The following is a 20,145-nucleotide window of genomic DNA, read 5'->3' as shown; positions in this document are numbered from 1 at the left end:
TTTTTCGCTCGGAGTAATTGACATAAAAAATGCACTAGTTTTGCACAACTATTTTTTATAATAAAAAACGTAGCGACACAAAATACCCTATGTTGCGACATAACGTCATGTCATTTTATTTATAAAATGACAATTCCATTCTATTGTGTATGTGAGATAGAGAGGGTTTTCGTATTCACCTCGCATCGGATAAGAAAAATTTCCTATCTCACACTTTTTTTAAAAGGAGATCATACACATGAATCCAAAAGAAGAAATTTCAAAAAAAGAAAAGCAAGATCGTAATACGGTTGTCATGTGTGTTGCCGTATCTATGGTTATTATTATAAGTTGCGTAAATAAAATTTTAGGGATTTTATAAAATAAAAAAGCTGATTGCTTCTTAAGAAGCAATCAGCTTTTTTCATTATGAGGGGAGTATTCCTATATAATAAACCAAGGCAAAATTGCTAACCCAGAAGTTACAATTGCTGTAGTAAATATTAAAAGCACAGCTCGTTTGTTTTGTTTCATGTCACATTCTCCTCTACATATCAATTGAATGCTATACGTTCATTTTGTGATTGGTACTTCACTAATTAAAGTTTCACTTTATACTTTTAGTATAATGAATGGAAAGGTTTGGTACGATCGATAAAGGTGACATGAAGATTACATTGTTGTAATGCAAAAAAAGCATCTTTCTTATTAAGAAAGATGCTTTTGGAAAACTAACAAGCTATTTGTGGGCAGTAACTCCCACCTTAAAATTCAGCGAATGCGAGGGAGTTAGGTGGGCGATAACTGCCCGTAAAAGCCCGATTGGTTCAACTAATACTCAGTGGGGGATGGAAAAATCCCCCACTGAGTAAAGTTTCACTTTATATTGAAGTATTAATTATTTAAGAACAGAACCATATGTTCCTCGTCCCAATATTGACCGTTATGTTTTAATGAACGCTCTTGTACGCCGTAAGTTTGGAAACCTAATGACTCATATAATTTTTTTGCTGCATCGTTACCAACTACAACATCGAGCATAAGTTGTTCTACATGTAATTTATCGGCATTTTCAATAATTGCTTTAATTAGAGCTCGTCCTGCTCCGAGACCACGTGCTTTTGGAGAAACAAAAACGGAACCAATTTTTGCTTTATGTTCTTGTTTAATAAATGGTTTTGTTTCTAAAGTAGCGATACCAATTAAATCATTATCTTTGAAGACACCTAGAGTATACTTATCCGGATTGCTTAATCGTTTAGCCATAGCAGCTACAGGATCCTCATGTTTAAGAACATCTTCATAAGAAGAGCTAAAAGCTTCTGGGTTCTTCGTTAAACCTTCCATACAAACTTTTAAATATATTTCTGCGTCCTCTGTCGTTAATAAGCGAATTTCCATAGTTGTAACCTCCCTGGTGGATTTCAAATAAATCCATTACTTTTATAAGATTGAGTATATGTTTTGTTAGTATTCTCTTTTAATTTGTAAAAGAATGAAAAGATATATGCTACAATGTTTTGTTTTGATTATGTAATGAAATTATATATTAACTTTGTTAACTATTCAAGTGTTTAATATGTTACATTTTTATAACTAAAATAACTCCTCGATTGAGGAGTTATTTTTTAAACATTGGATTGATAGCCATCAATTCGTTTTGGATGTGTGTAAATATTACAAGATTCATTTCTAATAAACCCTACGACTGTAATGCCTAAATTATGGGCAAGTTGCAATGCCAGTTTTGTTGGAGCGGATTTAGATAGAACAATTTCACATCCGATTTTTGAAACTTTGAGTAAAATTTCGGATGAAATACGTCCGCTAAATGCGATGATTTTTCCTTTAATGGATATATCGTTACGCAAACAATGACCATATATTTTATCTAATGCATTATGTCTTCCAATATCCATTCTTGATAGGAGGATATTGTTTCGATCACATAGCGCGGTATTGTGAACACCGCCAGTTTGGCGAAATGTAGTAGAAGATTGTTGCAAGGTATTCATTAAATGAAAGCATTCTTCAGGAGTAATTTTTACATGTATATCATGTAAGTCTTTTGCTTTTGCTGCGTCGTTTACGAAAATAAAACCTTGTCTACCTTTTCCGCAGCAGGAAGTGATGTATCGTTTATTATATAAAGTTTGATAGAGCGGATTCACTTTTGACGATTTTACATGGACAATTCCGTTATCTTTTTGAACCCATAGTTCTTCGACATCTTTATAAGAAGAAATAATCCCCTCAGAAATTAAAAAACCAATTACCATATCTTCAATATAATTTGGTGTGCATACGACTGTTACATATTCTTCACCATTCAATTTAATAGTAATAGGAGATTCTGTAACAATCTCATCAAGTTGTTTTGAAAATGTACCAGATTGATAACGTACAATTGTATAAGTCTCTTGCGTAGGCCCCATATTTAATTCCCCTTTTATATGTATTTCTCTCCCACATTTATCATAAAACAATGGAAAAAATAAAAACACCTATTAACAAGAAGATCACAGATTATTTTGGTTATTATTGTATATGTACGATATAATAGAACTGTAGAATAGTGATATTTTCAAGCTTTCGTAGTTATACCTTATAACATCTAGAATCGACTTCATAAGAAAGTATTTGGGTAGAGCGTTTCAAAAATATGTACAGTAATGCGATTTTGAAAACGGATTCATAATTGTGTTGTACAGTTGGTTGTAAGGAGAGGGGAAACTATGGCAGAACAGACAGTCCGTGTAACCGTCGATGGTAAAGAATTTTCTGCATCAGGTGAAAAGACGATACTACAATTATTTAACGAGAGTAATTTGGAACATCCTCAAATTTGTCATGTACCAGAAGTAGATCCAATTCAAACTTGTGATACGTGTATTGTAGAAGTAAATGGAAAGTTATTGCGTGCTTGTTCAACGAAATTAGAGAACGGTATGCATATCGAAAGACAGTCCCAGCGTGCAAAAGAGGCACAGACTGAGGCAATGGATCGAATATTAGAGAATCATCTATTGTATTGTACCGTTTGTGATAACAATAATGGTAACTGTAAAGTCCATAATACAGTACATATGATGGGAATTGAGGAACAGAAATATCCGTATGAGCCAAAAGTAAGTGCGTGTGAAGTGGATATGTCACATCCATTTTATCGATATGATCCAAATCAATGTATTGCTTGTGGGCAGTGTGTAGAAGTATGTCAAAACTTACAAGTGAATGAAACTATATCGATTGATTGGAGCTTAGACCGTCCACGTGTTATATGGGACAATGGTGTAAGTATAAATGACTCATCTTGTGTAAGTTGTGGGCAGTGTGTAACAGTATGTCCATGTAATGCGTTAATGGAAAAAACAATGCTGGGTGAAGCTGGATTCATGACAGGATTGAAACCGGATGTGTTAGATCCGATGATTGATTTTGTAAAGGATGTAGAGCCGGGATATAGTAGTATTTTAGCAGTTTCAGAAGTAGAGGCTGCGATGCGTAAGACGAAAGTGAATAAAACAAAAACAGTTTGTACATTTTGTGGTGTAGGTTGTTCATTTGAAGTATGGACGAAAGACCGCCACATTTTGAAAGTGCAGCCTGTTTCAGATGCGCCGGTTAACGGTATTTCCACATGTGTAAAAGGCAAATTTGGATGGGATTTTGTAAACAGTGAAGATCGTATTACAAAGCCATTAATTCGCCAAGGAGATACGTTTGTTGAAGCTTCATGGGAAGAGGCTCTGGAAGTTGTTGCATCCAATATGCAGCATATTAAATCAGAATATGGAAGTGATGCATTTGGGTTTATTTCTTCTTCGAAAGTAACGAATGAAGAAAATTATCTTATGCAAAAACTAGCCCGTCAAATATATGGAACGAATAATGTAGACAACTGTTCCCGTTATTGTCAATCTCCAGCAACAGACGGTTTATTTAAAACTGTCGGTATGGGCGGGGACGCTGGAACAGTGAAAGATATTGCGGAAGCAGGTCTTGTCATTATCGTTGGAGCAAATCCAACAGAAGGACATCCTGTACTTGCAACGCGTGTAAAACGTGCTCATAAATTACATGACCAAAAATTAATTGTGGCAGACCTTCGTAAACATGAAATGGCAGAGCGTGCGGATTTATTCATTCATCCGCGCCAAGGAACTGATTACGTATGGCTCGCTGGTATTACGAAATATATTATTGATCAAGATTGGCACGATAAAAAGTTCATAGCTGAAAATGTGAAGAATTTTGATGAATATAGCAAAATGGTAGAAAAGTATACGCTTGATTATACAGAAGAAATTACGGGGATTTCGAAAGAAAATCTGAAAGAAATGGCTCGTATGGTATATGAAGCAGATGGTACTTGTGTACTTTGGGGAATGGGTGTAACTCAAAATACTGGAGGAAGTACAACTTCAGCAGCAATTTCAAATCTATTGCTTGTTACGGGTAACTATCGTCGTCCTGGTGCAGGAGCATATCCATTACGCGGACATAATAACGTACAAGGCGCTTGTGATATGGCAACATTACCAAACTGGCTTCCAGGTTACCAAGCAGTTTCAGATGATGCGCTCCGTGCGAAATTTGAAAAAGCATACGGTACTACAATTCCGAAAGCACCAGGTTTAAATAATATTGCAATGTTACTTGCGGCAGATGAAGGAAAACTGCATGGTATGTATGTTATGGGTGAAGAAATGGCTTTAGTAGATTCGAATGCCAACCATGTACAACATATTTTAGCGAATTTAGATTTCCTTGTTGTTCAAGATATGTTCTTATCGAAAACAGCTCGTTTTGCTGATGTTATTTTACCGGCAGCACCAAGCTTAGAAAAAGAGGGAACATTTACGAATACAGAGCGCCGTATTCAAAGATTATATGAAGTATTGAAGCCGCTTGGTGATTCAAAGCCAGACTGGTGGATTTTACAAAGAGTAGCTCGTGCACTTGGCGGGGACTGGAATTATGAAAATCCAAGTGAAATTATGGATGAAATTGCATCGCTTGCACCTTTATATTCTCAGGCAACATACGATCGTTTAGAAGGATGGAATAGTTTATGTTGGGGTAGCCATGATGGTAGCGATACACCACTATTATATGTGGACGGATTTAACTTCCCGGATAAACTAGCTCGTCTATCATTAGATGAATGGGTACCACCAGTTGTAGCACCAGATGAGTATGATTTACTTTTAAATAATGGTCGTATGTTAGAACATTTCCATGAAGGGAATATGACGAATAAATCGGCTGGTATTTTATCTAAAGTATCTGAAGTGTTCGTTGAAATCTCGCCGGAACTTGCCCTAGAGCGTAATGTGAAAGATGGTGGTCTTGTAGAATTAGCATCACCATTTGGGAAAATTAAAGTACAGGCACTTGTTACAGATCGTGTAACGGGGAAAGAGCTATATTTACCGATGCATGCAACGGTAAATGAAGAGGCAATCAATATTTTAACTGGAACGGCGACAGATCTTTATACGTGTACACCAGCGTATAAACAAACGATGGTAAAAATGCGTGTATTACGTGAAAAAGGGAAGCGTCCGTTACCATCTTCAAACCCGAGAGATAAAAAGCGTAATCCGCAAAACGGTGTTGAAATCGAGCAAAAATGGCAAAGAAAACAATACGTATCACTTGTGGACTAGGGGGCGGAGATAGTGGCGAAAGAAATTACTATAATTAAAAAGAAAGTTGTAACAGAGGAAGAACAGAAACAGCAATTAGCAGATGAACTTCTAAATGAGCTATCTAATAATCGTGAAGCAGTAGAAGAAACGATGCAGCTTTTAGCACAGTTGCAGAAGGCTGGTATATTAGATGCAGCGATTAGTTTACTTGCTGCGAAGGAAGATGTTTCAAAAATCGCTGTGGAGCAATTAAATCGTGAACCCGTTAAAAATGCGTTAAACAATATGATGGGGGCAGGAGAAGCGTTATCTTCAGTTGACCCAGAAATAACGAAGCAAATTACGTCAAGTTTAGTTACAGGATTACAATTTGCAACAGATGAATTAAATAGTGGTAAAAAAACAAAAGTGATGGATTTCTTTAAAGTATTAAAAGATCCAGATATCAATAGAGCTATTACATTCGGTTTTAGCTTCTTGAAAGCATTTGGACAAGGGCTAGAGAAAAAATAGAATAAATGAAAAAGTGATGGGAAGTAGCCATCACTTTTTTCATTATATGTATAAGAGTGTTCATGTTAAGCGGAATATATTATTATTAAAAAGATGGATTAGAACTGGAAATATGGAATCCATCTCAAATACCGTTTTAGAATTTGGAGGAATATATGCAACACCGTAAAAAACTATCTATACCAGGAGTAATGAGACATTCCTTTCAAACAGTTAAATTTGCTTTTTGGAATGTATTAACTTTTCAACTTGCTTATAAATTATTAGCAGCGATTGTGTTTGTTCCACTATTTGGAATCATTTTTAATAAGTTATTGTATTTTGGTGGTTATGCAAATGCGACAAATGATGAATTATTAGCGTTTTTAAAGACGCCTTATGGCATCTTAGCAATCGTGATTTTGTCATTGTTAGCACTGTTTCTTATCTTTACGGAATTTGCGGTGCTTATTATTATTTCGTATTTCGCTCATAAAAGACAGAAGGTAAAATTACGTCCGATTTTATATAAAACGGTAACGTATTTACCTACTCTTTTCACATATTGCTTACCAGGATTTATTTTATATGCTGTCGTATTGTTGCCTCTTTTAAATATGGGATATGAAACGGCATTAATCCCGCAAATTCAAATTCCTAACTTTATTACAGGAGAACTGTTTAAGACGACGATGGGGCAAGTTGGTTATTACACGTTCTTTGCTGTAGTCGCGTATTTGAATCTTCGATGGATTTTCGTTCTACCTATTGTTGTTTTAGAGCAAAAATCATTTCGCGTGGCAGCACGTAAAAGTGCAACTTTAGTAAAGGAAAGCTTTTTTAAAGTACTACTCTTTTTAGTAGGATTTTTTATTTCAATTGGAATTGTATATGTCGTGTTTTTGGGAATGTATTTATTGTGCCTATGGGGTGTTTATGAATTTACAAACCCGAAAGGAACATTTGCATTATTAGCTGAATCAACGATTTCTGTATTTTTAACGAGCACATTGTATTTATTCAGCTTTATCGTGACGCCGTTTTATATTATGGCGATTACGCGATTATACTTACAAAAGGTTCCGGTTGAGGATGTTTTATTAGAAGAAGGATTAGATTATTCGAAAACGAAAGCAGATAAATGTTTCTTCCAAAAACATCGTTGGAAATTCATTGGCGTATACATTGTAGGAATTATTACTGCGGGAATGGTCGTTGCCTTCATTGTAACGTTTATTTCAAATTCGTATAAAGAACCGATTATTATGGCGCACCGCGGGTATATATCAAAAGGCGTAGAAAATACGAAAGAAGCTGTGCAAGGTGCTATTGATGCAAAAGCAGACTACGCTGAAATAGATGTATTACAAACGAAAGACGGTGAACTAGCGGTTATACATGATTTGAAGCTGAAACGTCTCGCAAATGCCAATGTGCATGTGTCAGATTTAACGATGGCGGAGTTAAGGCAGCTTACCCTTAGTCAAGATGGACTTTCAGGACAAATAAGTACACTTGATGAAATCATTAAGCTAGCAAATGGCAAAATCAAACTTAATATAGAAGTGAAGCTTCATGGGGGCGAAAAAGATTTTGTAAACAAAGTCTTAAAAACGATTAAAGATAATGAATTTGAGAAGCAATGTGTAATTCAAACGTTACACTATCCGCTTATTAAAGAGTTTAAGCGTGCAAATCCAGATATAAAAGTAGGGTATATATTGTATGCAAGTAGAGCTAACTTAAAGAATGTGAAGGCTGACTTTTACGTAGCAGAAGAATATATGTTAAATAAGAAATTAGTAAAAGAAGCAAGGAAGTTAAACAAACCAATTTACGTATGGACAGTAAATGATATGGAAAATTTAAAGGCATATTATAAGTTAAACGTAGATGGTATCATAACCGATTACCCTGAAGATGCACGTGAAACAATTAAGATGTTAAAAGAGCAAGAAGCGGAAGAAAGTGATCTGTTTGATAAAATTACTGAAACGACAGATGATTTGTTTTCAAAACTATTTATAAGTTATCCAGCTGCTAGCTAAATGCTAGCAGCTGTTTTTTTGTGAAAAGAATATATCTCTAAAGTATTAAGTAAAGTAATAACTGTATATGTATACGTTGTCACTTAGGTTTCTTACATTGTTACATTATTGTCGAATAATAAATGATTACTATTTATTTTGAAGAAGTATAATAAAAATAGAGTGATAGATAGTGAAATGCCACGAAACCCCTAATAGAATCAATGTTTTATATATTTACACTATTCTAAATATATAAACTTTAGAAAAATGTTATGTTAGCGTTTTCATAACTTTTAAGTTATGCTAGAATAAGGACATAAGTTATTAATTATTACAAAAAGAAAAAAGAATCTCTTTTTTCTGTTAATTATAAGGGGGCATTTCATTATGCGTATTGGGGTACCAGCAGAAATTAAAAACAACGAAAACCGTGTGGCAATGACACCAGCAGGTGTTGTACATTTAATTCGTAACAATCACGAAGTATTCATTCAAAAGGGTGCAGGGTTAGGATCTGGTTTCACAGATGCTCAGTATGTTGAAGCGGGAGCAAAAATTGTTGATACAGCTGAAGAAGCTTGGAACATGGAAATGGTTATGAAAGTTAAAGAACCAATTGAAAGCGAATACAAACACTTCAGTGAAGGCTTAATCTTATTCACATACTTACACTTAGCTCCAGAGCCAGAATTAACAAAAGCGTTAATTGAGAAGAAAGTTGTTGCAATTGCATATGAAACAGTACAATTAGAAAACCGTTCTCTACCATTACTTGCACCTATGAGTGAAGTAGCTGGTCGTATGGCTGCACAAATTGGTGCACAATTCCTTGAGAAAAACAAAGGCGGTAAAGGTATCTTACTTGCAGGTGTTCCAGGGGTTAAACGTGGTAAAGTAACAATCATCGGTGGTGGACAAGCTGGTACAAATGCTGCTAAAATTGCAGTTGGACTAGGTGCGGATGTAACAATCATCGACTTAAGCGCAGAACGTCTTCGTCAATTAGATGACATTTTCGGAAACCAAGTAAAAACTTTAATGTCTAATCCTTACAATATTGCAGAAGCTGTTAAAGAGTCTGATCTTGTAATCGGTGCAGTATTAATCCCAGGTGCAAAAGCTCCAAAACTTGTAACAGAAGAAATGATTAAATCAATGGAACCAGGTTCTGTTGTTGTAGATATCGCGATTGACCAAGGTGGTATTTTCGAAACAACTGATCGTATTACAACTCATGATAACCCAACTTATGAAAAACACGGCGTTGTTCATTATGCAGTTGCAAACATGCCAGGTGCGGTTCCACGTACATCAACTCTTGCATTAACAAACGTAACAGTACCATATGCAGTACAAATTGCTAACAAAGGCTACAAAGAAGCTTGCCTAGGTAACTCTGCATTACTAAAAGGTATTAACACATTAGATGGCTATGTAACATTCGAAGCAGTTGCAGAAGCTCACGGTGTAGAGTACAAAGGTGCAAAAGAATTATTAGAAGCAGAAACAGTATCTTGCTAATAGAAGCATTATACAAAACAAAATCGAACAATATATAATACAACATGATAAGAGCTAAGAGATAATACCTCTTAGCTCTTCTTAGTAAAAGGGGGCATACATCGTGGCCAACCTATTTAAAAAGAAATCCGTTACGCAATTGTTAGGGGAAAGTAAAAGTAAAACTTTGACGAAAACGCTAGGGGCATTTGACCTAACAATGCTAGGGATTGGTGCGATAATTGGTACAGGAGTTCTAGTATTAACTGGATTAGTAGCAGCAAGAGATGCTGGTCCAGCAGTTATTTTTTCATTTATGATTGCAGCAATTGTTTGTGGATTTGCAGCATTATGTTATGCAGAAGTTGCATCTACACTTCCTGTTTCAGGTAGTGTGTACACATATTCGTATGCAACAATTGGTGAGTTTGTTGCTCATTTAATGGGATGGACATTACTATCCGTATATGTCGTAACGACTGCCGCAGTAGCTGGCGGATGGACGGGTTATTTCCATAACTTAGTGAGTGGATTGGGACTTGAAATTCCAAAAGCATTGTTAACGATTCCAGCGCAAGGTGGTATGGTAAACTTACCGGCAGTTATCGTTACGTTAGTAATAACTTGGTTATTATCAAGAGGTACGAAAGAAAGTAAGCGTGTGAATAACATAATGGTATTAATTAAAATTGGTATTGTTGTTTTATTCATTGCAGTTGGTGTATTCTACGTGAAACCAGAAAACTGGATACCATTTGCACCGTACGGTTTAAGTGGAGTTTTCGCGGGGGGAGCAGCAGTATTCTTCGCTTTCTTAGGATTTGATGCATTAGCAACTTCTGCTGAAGAAGTAAAAAATCCGCAACGTGATCTACCGATTGGTATTATTGCTTCATTAGTCATTTGTACAATCATTTATGTTGTAGTTTGTCTCGTTATGACAGGTATGGTTTCTTACAAGGAATTAGATGTACCTGAAGCTATGGCCTATGTACTAGAAGTTGTAGGACAAGATAAAGTGGCTGGTGTAATTGCTATTGGAGCTGTAATTGGTATTATGGCTGTAATTTTCGCGTACATCTACGCTACGACACGCGTATTCTTCGCTATGAGTCGTGACGGTTTATTACCAAAATCTTTCGCGAAAATTAACAAGAAGACTGAAGCGCCAACATTCTCAGTTTGGTTAACAGGAATTGGTAGTGCTTTAATTGCTGGATTTATCGATTTAAAAGAATTGTCAAATTTAGCGAATATTGGAGCGTTATTAACATTCGCCATGGTTGGTGTAACTGTTATCATTCTTCGTAAAACGCATCCGAAATTACAACGTGGATTTATGGTACCACTTGTACCGATCTTGCCGATCATTTCAGTTGCATGTTGTCTATTCTTAATGGTAAACCTACCATTAAAAACATGGATATACTTCGGTGTTTGGTTAGCAATTGGAGTAGTTGTATACTTTGTTTATTCGAAAAAACATAGTCATTTAAAAGACGATGGAAGTTCGCAGGATAATTTAGAACAAGCTAATTAAAAGCTGATTAAAGGGATATAAGATAGTAAGCCTTGTGCGTCTAGGGAGCGCGCAAGGCTTTTTCTTTTGTTGAAATAAAGGGAATGTATATTACTTTGTTGAAATTTTATGTCGGAATATGAAAAAGGGTGGGAGAGAAATGTTAAAAACGAAAGTTGTTGTTGGAGCAGAGGGTTATAATAATAACCCTGGTTGGTTACATACGAATGAAGAAGAATTAAATTTAGTACGAAGAGAAACTTGGCGGGATAAATTTCAACCTAATTCTTTATCAGTAATTTTGGCAGAACATGTATGGGAGCATTTATCATATGAAGAAGGAATTGAAGCTGCAAAAATTTGTTATGAATTTTTAATAGAGAATGGATATATTCGTTGTGCAGTACCAGATGCATTTTTCCCAGATGAAGAATATCAGCAAGGGGTACAAGTAGGTGGACCTGGTCCATTAGATCATCCTGCAGCAAGCCATAAAATTGTTCATAACTACAAAACAATCACGTCCATGTTTGAATCAGCAGGTTTTCAAGTGAGGCTTTTGGAATACTGTGATGAGAATGGTAAGTTCCACTATAATGATTGGAATGAGAAAGATGGATTTATATATCGATCGAAACGTTTTGACCATAGAAATCGGGATAATCAGTTAGGATTTGTTTCTTTAATTGTGGATGCGGTGAAAAATGAAAAGTAAGTAAAAAGGGGTGTGCGAATTGTACATCCTTTTTTGTATGAGAATATAGAGGATGCGGAAAATATGTATATGCCTTACTAAAATGTGAACGAAATGTTCATAAAAAAAAATCAGATTTCATTGACACATATGAGTAGGCGCTCATATAATAAGAGTATAATATATATGAATGATTGTTCATATGTTCAATTAAAGAGGTGAGCTATAATGGCTGGAAATAAAGTAGAGACACCACAAGAGACATGTTCTCAAACGATAATTCATGAAGAAGTTGTTGAGCAAGTAAAACAAACAATTCCAACTGATGAAAGTTTAAGTAAAGTAGCAGAACTATTTAAAGTATTAGGTGACCGTACACGTACGAGAATATTACATGCGCTATTTGAAGCTGAAATGTGCGTTTGTGATTTAGCTTATTTATTAGGAATGACACAATCATCTATTTCGCATCAGCTTCGTGTGTTAAAGCAAGCGAAACTTGTGAAGAATCGTAAAGAAGGAAAGGTTGTTTATTATTCGTTAGCTGACCAGCACGTAATTCATATCTTCGAGCAAGCGTTTGAACACGTAAACGAAGAAGAATAAAAAGAACGCGAGGAGGGAGAACGATGGCTGAAGCATTAGTGAAAAAGAAACTGATGTTAGAAGGTTTAGATTGTGCGAATTGTGCAATGAAAATTGAAAAAGGTGTTGGGAATATAGAAGGAGTAAATTCTTGCTCTGTAAACTTCGCAACAAAGACAATGATCTTAGAAACAGCACAAAATAAAGAAAACGAAGTTGTTACGGAAGCAAAACAACTCGTTACAAAATTAGAACCGCATATTAAAGTACAAGAAGAACAAAAAAATAAAATTGCTAAAGAAGTATTTATATTAGAAGGTTTAGATTGCGCGAACTGTGCAATGAAAATTGAAAATAAAGTTAAGGAAATGCCAGCTGTCTCAGAAGCAACTGTTGATTTCGTATCGAAGAAACTACGAGTAGAAGTTGCGAATAAAAGAGAACTAGAAGCGACTGTAGCAAATATAACAAATGTCGTTCAAAAGTTAGAGCCAGATGTGAAAGTTGTTCGTGAAGAGAAGAACGGTCATGACCACGGACATAGTCACGATCATGGTGAAGCAAACGTGAAAAAGGTGGTAGGGAGATTAGTGGTCGGCGGAATTTTGACAGCAATTGCTGCATTAGCGGGCTTACCACAAATGGTAACAATTCCGTTATTCGTCCTTGCTTATTTATTAATAGGTGGAGATATCGTTTGGAGAGCGGTAAGAAACATAACTCGTGGCCAAGTATTTGATGAAAACTTCTTAATGGCAATTGCAACTGTAGGAGCTTTTGCAATTCAGCAATATTCAGAAGCTGTAGCAGTAATGCTATTTTATCAAGTAGGAGAACTATTCCAAAGCATTGCGGTAAACCGCTCTCGAAAATCCATTACTTCATTAATGGATATTCGTCCTGATTATGCGAATGTAAAGGTTGGAAATGAAACGAAACAAGTATCACCAGAAGATGTACAAATTGGCGATTATATTATCGTTAAGCCAGGTGAGAAAGTACCATTAGACGGAAAAGTAATTGAAGGAACATCAATGGTAGATACTTCAGCATTAACTGGTGAATCTGTACCACGTGAAGTTGAAGTTGGAAATGATGTATTAAGTGGCTTTGTGAACCAAAACGGCGTGTTGACAATTGAAGTTACAAAAGAATTTGGTGAATCAACTGTATCGAAAATTTTAGATTTAGTTCAAAATGCAAGCAGTAAAAAAGCACCAACAGAAAACTTTATTACGAAGTTTGCGCGTTACTACACTCCAGTTGTAGTTATTACAGCTGCTATCATGGCGTTTATTCCACCGCTTATTTTAGAAGGGGCTACATTCTCTGATTGGATTTATAGAGCTTTAGTGTTCTTAGTAATCTCTTGTCCATGTGCGTTAGTTGTATCCATTCCCCTTGGATTCTTTGGAGGTATCGGTGGTGCATCTAAAAGTGGTGTGTTAGTAAAAGGTAGTAACTATTTAGAAGCTTTAAATGATGTAAAATATATTGTTTTTGACAAAACAGGAACATTAACAAAAGGTGTTTTCAAAGTTACAAAAATGGAACCGAGTGAAGGTACTACAAGCGAAGAGTTATTAGAGTATGCGGCATTTGCTGAAGTGTATTCTAACCATCCGATTGCCCAATCTATTCGAAAGGCATATGGAAAATCAATTGATGAAAAAATAATCGATGATTATAACGAAATTTCTGGTCACGGTACAGTCGTAAAAGTACAAGGAAAAGAAATTTTTGCAGGTAATGCAAAATTAATGAGAAAAGAAAATATTGAATTTAAACAACCAGAAACAGTAGGTACATTAGTTCACGTTGCTGTAGATGGAAAATATGCAGGTTATATTGTTATCTCTGATGAGGTGAAAGAGGATTCGAAACAAGCGATTCAAAAGTTAAAAGAACTAGGTATTAAAAAGACAGTAATGTTAACTGGTGATGCAAAAACAGTTGGTGAAGCTGTCGGTAAAGAATTAGGCTTAGATGAAGTTCATGCGGAATTACTACCGCAACAAAAAGTAGAAGAGATTGAAAAAATTGATGCAGCGAAGCACGGAAAAGAAAAAATTGCCTTCGTTGGTGACGGTATTAATGATACACCAGTATTAGCCCGTGCAGACGTTGGTATTGCGATGGGTGGTTTAGGATCAGATGCAGCGATTGAAGCGGCAGACATCGTTATTATGACTGATGAGCCTTCGAAAATTGCGACAGCTGTAAAAATTGCAAAACGCACAAGAAGTATAGTGTGGCAGAATATCATCTTTGCTTTAGGTGTAAAAGGGATCGTTCTATTACTTGGTGCCTTTGGTATTGCAACAATGTGGGAAGCTGTTTTCTCAGATGTTGGTGTGACACTACTTGCAGTGTTAAATGCAATGCGTGTATTACGAGTGAAGGATTTATAAAAAAGAGGACGTAACCTGCGTCCTCTTTTTTACTAGTGATTTTGTTGAAATTGATTCAATAAAATAATATCAAATATTATTTTACTTTTGAATAGTATAATATTAAAATTTACAAATAAAAAACATTCGTCTTATTATTTTAATATATTTTTTACAAATATCCATATAGTATTGAAAAAAACAGAGAAGGAGAAACTTCTCTGTTTACTTTTGTATGTTTTTTTCAACTTGTTCTCGAACAGTTTGAATGTAATTCATTTTATGATCCCAACATTCTTGGCTTAAATCGACAGGATACTCTTCGGGATTTAAAGTTCGCATGTATTCTTCCCAAAATAGAGCGAGACTCTGTTCATTATATTGTTGAATATCTAATATACTTGGTAGTTCATATGTTCTTTCACCGTTAACGAAAATGTCTTTATGGAGTTCACGGGCTTCAAAGTTTGTTACGAATTTACTTATATATGTGTGAACTGGATGGAACATTTTTAAGCGCTCTTCTTTTCCAGGTTCTTCAGAATCTAACGCAATATAATCGCCTTCTGCATGATCGTTAACCCGATTGATAATACGATAAATTCGTTTCAGTCCTGGAGTGGTAATTTTTTCAGGATTAGATGAAATTTTAATCGTATCATTTAATTTTCCGTCAGTATCTTCAATCGCAACTAGTTTGTAAACAGCCCCTAATGCAGGTTGCTCAAAGGACGTAATTAATTTCGTCCCAACGCCCCATACGTCAATTTTTGCTCCTTGAGATTTAAGGTGCATAATTGTGTATTCATCTAAATCGCTAGAAGCGATAATTTTTGTATTTGTAAATCCTGCTTCATCTAGTAGTTTTCTTGCCTTTTTAGATAAATAAGCCATATCACCACTATCAAGACGTATACCATAGAAATCAATACGATCTCCAAATTCTTTGGCGACACGAATCGCATTTGGAACACCAGATTTCAATGTGTCATATGTATCAACGAGAAAGACGCATTTTTTATGAGTTTCAGCGTATTTCTTAAATGCGACGTATTCATCGCGATATGCTTGAACGAACGAGTGCGCATGTGTGCCAGCTACAGGGATCCCGAAGCGTTTTCCAGCACGAACGTTGCTTGTAGAGGAGAAACCACCAATAAAGGCAGCGCGTGTCCCCCAAAGGGCAGCATCGAACTCATGGGCGCGTCTTGTGCCGAACTCTAAAAGCTCATCATTACTTGCAGCATGTTTCATACGAGCAGCTTTTGTTGCAATTAATGTTTGGTAATTCACAATATTTAAGAGGGCGGTTTCAATAATTTGTGCTTCACCCAGTGGTGCATCAACACGTAATAAAGGCTCGTTATTAAATACAACTTCACCTTCTTGCATACTGCGAATCGTCCCAGTGAATTTCATATTTTGTAAATAATGAAGGAATTCTTCTTCAAATTGTAATTCTGCTAAATAAGCGATATCGCTTTCAGTAAAACTGAAATTTTCTATGTACTCTACAATTTTCTCAAGGCCAGCAAAAACAGCATAACCGTTCTCGAATGGAAGCTTTCGAAAGTATAAATCAAACACGGAACGGCGATTATGAATACCATCTTTCCAATATGTATAAGCCATGTTGATTTGATATAGGTCTGTATGTAAGGCATAACTATCGTCTTTATAATGAGTCATCGCGAGAACACCTCCATAATTTGGTTATAGTATACCAATTTTTCACCATTCGTAGCAAAGAAGAGATATTGAAGTGAAGTCAAGAGAGAAAAAAATGAAATTATGCATATTTTTTAGAAAATTTATATTTATCAATTTATATTTCTCCAGATTTTATGTATTATTAGAGTAATGGGGGTAATGAGAATGGAGGAGGACAATGCAACAAACATTAGAAAAAATAGGCAAACAAGTCTTTTATAAACGGCTACAGCAAAAAATGACACAAGAAGAATTATGTCAGGGCATTTGTTCTGTCTCATACTTAAGTAAGATTGAAAATGGAAAGATCGAAGCATCAGAAGAAATTCTACAATTGCTCTGCACAAGACTAGAAATTGCCGTGACGGATTTGAGAGATGTAGAAGAAGATGTGAAGGGGAAGCTGGATGAATGGCTGAATGCACTAGTTCATTTGGACAAGCAACAAGTAGAACGTATATATGAAGAGTTACAAGGTGAAATGAAGCATGTGTTGGATTTTGAAATTATAAATTATTATAAACTGCTGTATACACGTTATTTAATGATGAAGCGAGATCTACCTGCTCTTGAAGAAGAATTGGACAGATTGAAGAAAGTGTACAAGAAATACTCACCCTTTCAAAAGTTATTGTATACGTACAGTAAGGCATTATTACTTAGTTTGCAATATAAGCATAAGGAAAGTTTAAAATATTTAATTGAAACAGAAGAAATGGCTAAAGAGCAAGGATATTATGAAACGGGGATATATTATAACCTAAGTCTTGCGTATAGTCATCTAAATATACCACATTTAGCCATGCATTTTGCTCATATTGCCATGGAGGGGTTCCGTAACGAATATAAATTCCGTTATGTAATAAATTGTCAAACGATTATTGCTTTAAGTTATGTTGAAAAAGCACAATATGAAGAAGCTCTAAAGATTTATGAGAGTATATTAAGAGAAGTAGATTCTTTTGCGGAAAAAGATATGATTAAAGCTATGACTTTAAATAATATGGGGGAATTATACCATTATAAAAATGAGCATGATAAATCTAAAGACTATTTTCTTCAAAGTTTCGAATTGCAGAAGACTGTCAATATGAATTATATTGAAACAATTTATGGACTGGCTAAGCAATACATTCATCTTAAACGTTATGAAGAAGCGCAGGAATGGATAGAAAAAGGAATTGATTGCTCACGGAGTGATGAGAAATACAATAAAATGATTTATTCATTCTGTATATTTAAGTATAAATATTTTGGAGAATCTCAAGAATTTAAGAGATTTTTAGAGAATGAGGCTATTCCGTTTTTTAAGAGTGTAGGTAGTATGAAGGAATTAAAAAATGCTTATTTAGAATTAGCTATGTATTTAGAGAATGAATTTAAGTATGAGGAAAGTAATAAATATTATAAAGAAGTTATTAAAGTTTTAGAAGAAAAGGAGGAATTGAATTGAAAAAGCGCATTTATGGTGCAGTAGGGCTTGGAATAGTAGCGATTCTTTCTTTAGGCGTTAATTATTCAAATCCAGACATATATGGGGTAAAGTCTTTAAAAGAAGGCTCAGTAAATTACTCTAATCCAGATATTTATGGATTAAACGCTTTAAAAGAAAGTAGTATAAAATATTCTAACCCAGATATTTACGGTTTTAAATTTTCAGAAGAAAAGGTTATAAATTACTCTAATCCAGATATTTATGGTTAAGAAAATATTGAAAAACCCCTTTCCAATCGGAAAGGGTTTTTTCAATATTTGTTCCTCAAAATTCTACAAAACTTGAGAAAAAAATTATTTGAATTTTTAGTATATTAATAGTGGAAACATAATGCTAATATGAAACTACTCTTTTTCAAAAAATTTTTTATTAGGGGGAAGGTTATATGAAAAAGAAGAGTTTAGCATTAGTGTTAGCGACAGGAATGGCAGTTACAACGTTTGGAGGGACAGGCTCTGCGTTTGCGGATTCTAAAAATGTACTCTCTACGAAGAAGTACAATGAGACAGTACAGTCACCTGAGTTTATTTCTGGTGATTTAACTGGAGCGACTGGTAAGAAAGCAGAATCTGTTGTGTTTGATTACTTAAACGCAGCAAAAGGTGATTACAAGCTAGGGGAAAAGAGTGCGCAAGATTCTTTCAAAGTGAAACAAGTGAAGAAAGATGCTGTAACTGATTCAACAGTAGTACGTATGCAACAAGTTTACGAAGGAGTACCTGTATGGGGTTCTACTCAAGTAGCTCACGTAAGTAAAGACGGTTCTTTAAAAGTGTTGTCTGGAACAGTTGCACCTGATTTAGACAAAAAGGAAAAGTTGAAAAATAAAAATAAGATTGAAGGCACAAAAGCGATTGAAATTGCGCAGCAAGATTTAGGCGTAACACCGAAATATGAGGTAGAACCAAAAGCGGACTTATATGTATATCAAAATGGTGAGGAAACAACATATGCATATGTTGTGAATTTAAACTTCCTAGACCCAAGTCCAGGAAACTACTACTATTTCATTGAGGCAGACAGCGGTAAAGTATTAAATAAGTTTAATACAATTGATCATGTGACGAATGATGATAAGTCACCAGTTAAGCAAGAGGCTCCTAAACAGGATGCGAAAGCTGTTATAAAGCCTGTAACAGGAACAAATAAAGTTGGAACTGGTAAAGGTGTATTAGGAGATACGAAGTCGCTTAATACAACGTTATCTGGATCATCTTACTACTTACAAGATAATACGCGTGGGGCAACGATTTTCACATATGATGCGAAAAACCGTTCAACATTACCAGGGACATTATGGGCAGATGCGGATAATGTTTTCAATGCAGCGTATGATGCAGCGGCAGTAGATGCTCATTACTATGCAGGTAAAACATATGATTACTATAAAGCTACATTTAATAGAAATTCTATTAATGATGCAGGAGCGCCGTTAAAATCAACAGTTCATTACGGAAGTAATTATAATAATGCATTCTGGAACGGATCACAAATGGTATACGGAGATGGTGATGGTGTAACATTCACTTCATTATCTGGTGGTATTGATGTAATTGGTCACGAATTAACGCATGCTGTTACGGAAAATAGTTCAAATCTAATTTATCAAAATGAATCAGGAGCGTTAAATGAAGCGATTTCTGATATCTTTGGTACTTTAGTAGAATTCTATGATAACCGTAACCCAGATTGGGAGATTGGTGAAGATATTTACACACCTGGTAAAGCAGGAGACGCGCTTCGCTCTATGAGTGATCCTACGAAGTATGGTGATCCAGACCATTATTCTAAGCGTTACACGGGTTCAAGTGATAACGGTGGCGTTCATACAAACAGCGGCATTATTAATAAACAAGCTTATTTATTAGCAAATGGCGGTACGCATTTTGGTGTAACTGTAACTGGTATCGGAAAAGATAAATTAGGTGCGATTTACTACCGTGCAAATACACAGTATTTCACACAATCTACTACATTTAGTCAAGCTCGTGCTGGTGCGGTACAAGCTGCTGCAGACTTATATGGTGCAAATTCTGCTGAAGTAGCAGCAGTTAAGCAATCATTTAGTGCTGTTGGTGTAAACTAAGGTTTTAAGGG

The 20,145-nt window shown here is 35.4% G+C and carries 15 protein-coding genes; 12 read left to right on the top strand and 3 right to left on the bottom strand.

Features of this window, described 5'->3' with window-relative positions; genetic code table 11:
• Positions 1–238: 238 nt before the first annotated feature.
• Positions 239–361, top strand: a complete 123-nt coding sequence (locus ACTJJY_RS13860; RefSeq protein WP_001068392.1) for a hypothetical protein — start codon at positions 239–241, stop codon at positions 359–361.
• A 512-nt stretch (positions 362–873) separates the two neighbouring features.
• Here ACTJJY_RS13860 and ACTJJY_RS13855 read toward each other — a convergent pair.
• On the bottom strand, positions 874–1,380 hold the full coding sequence (locus ACTJJY_RS13855) for a GNAT family N-acetyltransferase (protein ID WP_098430523.1): 507 nt from the start codon (positions 1,378–1,380) through the stop codon (positions 874–876).
• A gap of 227 nt (positions 1,381–1,607) precedes the next feature.
• On the bottom strand, positions 1,608–2,414 hold the full coding sequence (fdhD, locus tag ACTJJY_RS13850) for a formate dehydrogenase accessory sulfurtransferase FdhD (protein WP_440605743.1): 807 nt from the start codon (positions 2,412–2,414) through the stop codon (positions 1,608–1,610).
• A 300-nt stretch (positions 2,415–2,714) separates the two neighbouring features.
• Between fdhD and fdhF the strand changes: the two genes are divergently transcribed.
• The 8 genes from fdhF (at position 2,715) to ACTJJY_RS13810 (ending at position 14,864) form a co-directional block, all read left to right on the top strand.
• Complete coding sequence (gene fdhF, locus ACTJJY_RS13845; RefSeq protein WP_440605742.1) at positions 2,715–5,651, top strand: formate dehydrogenase subunit alpha; 2,937 nt, start codon at positions 2,715–2,717, stop codon at positions 5,649–5,651.
• A 12-nt stretch (positions 5,652–5,663) separates the two neighbouring features.
• Positions 5,664–6,146, top strand: a complete 483-nt coding sequence (locus ACTJJY_RS13840) for a DUF1641 domain-containing protein (RefSeq protein WP_001040507.1) — start codon at positions 5,664–5,666, stop codon at positions 6,144–6,146.
• A 155-nt stretch (positions 6,147–6,301) separates the two neighbouring features.
• Complete coding sequence (locus ACTJJY_RS13835; protein ID WP_023521026.1) at positions 6,302–8,173, top strand: glycerophosphodiester phosphodiesterase; 1,872 nt, start codon at positions 6,302–6,304, stop codon at positions 8,171–8,173.
• A gap of 369 nt (positions 8,174–8,542) precedes the next feature.
• Positions 8,543–9,676: an alanine dehydrogenase gene (gene ald, locus ACTJJY_RS13830; RefSeq protein ID WP_001219741.1), complete on the top strand. Its 1,134-nt coding sequence runs from the start codon at positions 8,543–8,545 to the stop codon at positions 9,674–9,676.
• A 103-nt stretch (positions 9,677–9,779) separates the two neighbouring features.
• Entirely contained in the window at positions 9,780–11,195 is a 1,416-nt protein-coding gene (locus tag ACTJJY_RS13825; protein ID WP_001284886.1) for an amino acid permease, read from the top strand.
• Between the two features lie 139 nt (positions 11,196–11,334).
• Positions 11,335–11,889, top strand: coding sequence for a class I SAM-dependent methyltransferase (locus tag ACTJJY_RS13820; protein ID WP_440605741.1), 555 nt, complete (start codon positions 11,335–11,337; stop codon positions 11,887–11,889).
• A 207-nt stretch (positions 11,890–12,096) separates the two neighbouring features.
• Positions 12,097–12,474 carry an ArsR/SmtB family transcription factor gene (locus tag ACTJJY_RS13815; RefSeq protein ID WP_000918378.1) on the top strand — a complete coding sequence of 126 codons (378 nt, stop codon included), beginning with the start codon at positions 12,097–12,099 and terminating at the stop codon, positions 12,472–12,474.
• 23 nt (positions 12,475–12,497) lie between these two features.
• Positions 12,498–14,864 (top strand): heavy metal translocating P-type ATPase, encoded by a 2,367-nt coding sequence (locus ACTJJY_RS13810; RefSeq protein ID WP_440605740.1) that lies wholly within the window; start codon positions 12,498–12,500, stop codon positions 14,862–14,864.
• Positions 14,865–15,068: 204 nt separating this feature from the next.
• Here the strand turns inward: ACTJJY_RS13810 and ACTJJY_RS13805 are convergent, their stop codons facing one another.
• The gene (locus ACTJJY_RS13805) at positions 15,069–16,532 is read right to left on the bottom strand and encodes a nicotinate phosphoribosyltransferase (protein ID WP_000150186.1); all 1,464 of its coding nucleotides are present in this window, start codon (positions 16,530–16,532) and stop codon (positions 15,069–15,071) included.
• 199 nt (positions 16,533–16,731) lie between these two features.
• On the opposite strand from ACTJJY_RS13805, the gene ACTJJY_RS13800 reads away from it, so the two are divergent.
• From ACTJJY_RS13800 to ACTJJY_RS13790, 3 genes are all read left to right on the top strand, one after another.
• Positions 16,732–18,006, top strand: a complete 1,275-nt coding sequence (locus ACTJJY_RS13800; RefSeq protein WP_440605739.1) for a tetratricopeptide repeat protein — start codon at positions 16,732–16,734, stop codon at positions 18,004–18,006.
• A complete protein-coding gene (locus ACTJJY_RS13795) occupies positions 18,003–18,257 on the top strand; it encodes a hypothetical protein (protein WP_000746247.1) in 255 nt (84 codons plus the stop codon). Before ACTJJY_RS13800 ends, ACTJJY_RS13795 begins: the two co-directional genes overlap by 4 nt.
• A 176-nt stretch (positions 18,258–18,433) precedes the next feature.
• The gene (locus ACTJJY_RS13790; protein ID WP_440605738.1) at positions 18,434–20,134 is read left to right on the top strand and encodes a M4 family metallopeptidase; all 1,701 of its coding nucleotides are present in this window, start codon (positions 18,434–18,436) and stop codon (positions 20,132–20,134) included.
• Positions 20,135–20,145: the final 11 nt, after the last annotated feature.

Source organism: Bacillus sp. 22475 (assembly GCF_052044835.1).
Taxonomy (GTDB): Bacteria; Bacillota; Bacilli; order Bacillales; family Bacillaceae_G; genus Bacillus_A; species Bacillus_A cereus.
Note: the sequence above shows the minus strand (reverse complement) of the source record. Positions and strands in the feature narration are given on the sequence as shown.

Coding starts and splice junctions, on each gene's coding strand:
- ACTJJY_RS13805 (WP_000150186.1), bottom strand. CDS start 16,532: ATGACTCATTATAAAGACGATAGTTATGCCTTACATACAGACCTATAT.
- fdhD (WP_440605743.1), bottom strand. CDS start 2,414: ATGGGGCCTACGCAAGAGACTTATACAATTGTACGTTATCAATCTGGT.
- fdhF (WP_440605742.1), top strand. CDS start 2,715: ATGGCAGAACAGACAGTCCGTGTAACCGTCGATGGTAAAGAATTTTCT.
- ACTJJY_RS13860 (WP_001068392.1), top strand. CDS start 239: ATGAATCCAAAAGAAGAAATTTCAAAAAAAGAAAAGCAAGATCGTAAT.
- ACTJJY_RS13820 (WP_440605741.1), top strand. CDS start 11,335: ATGTTAAAAACGAAAGTTGTTGTTGGAGCAGAGGGTTATAATAATAAC.
- ald (WP_001219741.1), top strand. CDS start 8,543: ATGCGTATTGGGGTACCAGCAGAAATTAAAAACAACGAAAACCGTGTG.
- ACTJJY_RS13815 (WP_000918378.1), top strand. CDS start 12,097: ATGGCTGGAAATAAAGTAGAGACACCACAAGAGACATGTTCTCAAACG.
- ACTJJY_RS13810 (WP_440605740.1), top strand. CDS start 12,498: ATGGCTGAAGCATTAGTGAAAAAGAAACTGATGTTAGAAGGTTTAGAT.
- ACTJJY_RS13800 (WP_440605739.1), top strand. CDS start 16,732: ATGCAACAAACATTAGAAAAAATAGGCAAACAAGTCTTTTATAAACGG.
- ACTJJY_RS13790 (WP_440605738.1), top strand. CDS start 18,434: ATGAAAAAGAAGAGTTTAGCATTAGTGTTAGCGACAGGAATGGCAGTT.
- ACTJJY_RS13835 (WP_023521026.1), top strand. CDS start 6,302: ATGCAACACCGTAAAAAACTATCTATACCAGGAGTAATGAGACATTCC.
- ACTJJY_RS13855 (WP_098430523.1), bottom strand. CDS start 1,380: ATGGAAATTCGCTTATTAACGACAGAGGACGCAGAAATATATTTAAAA.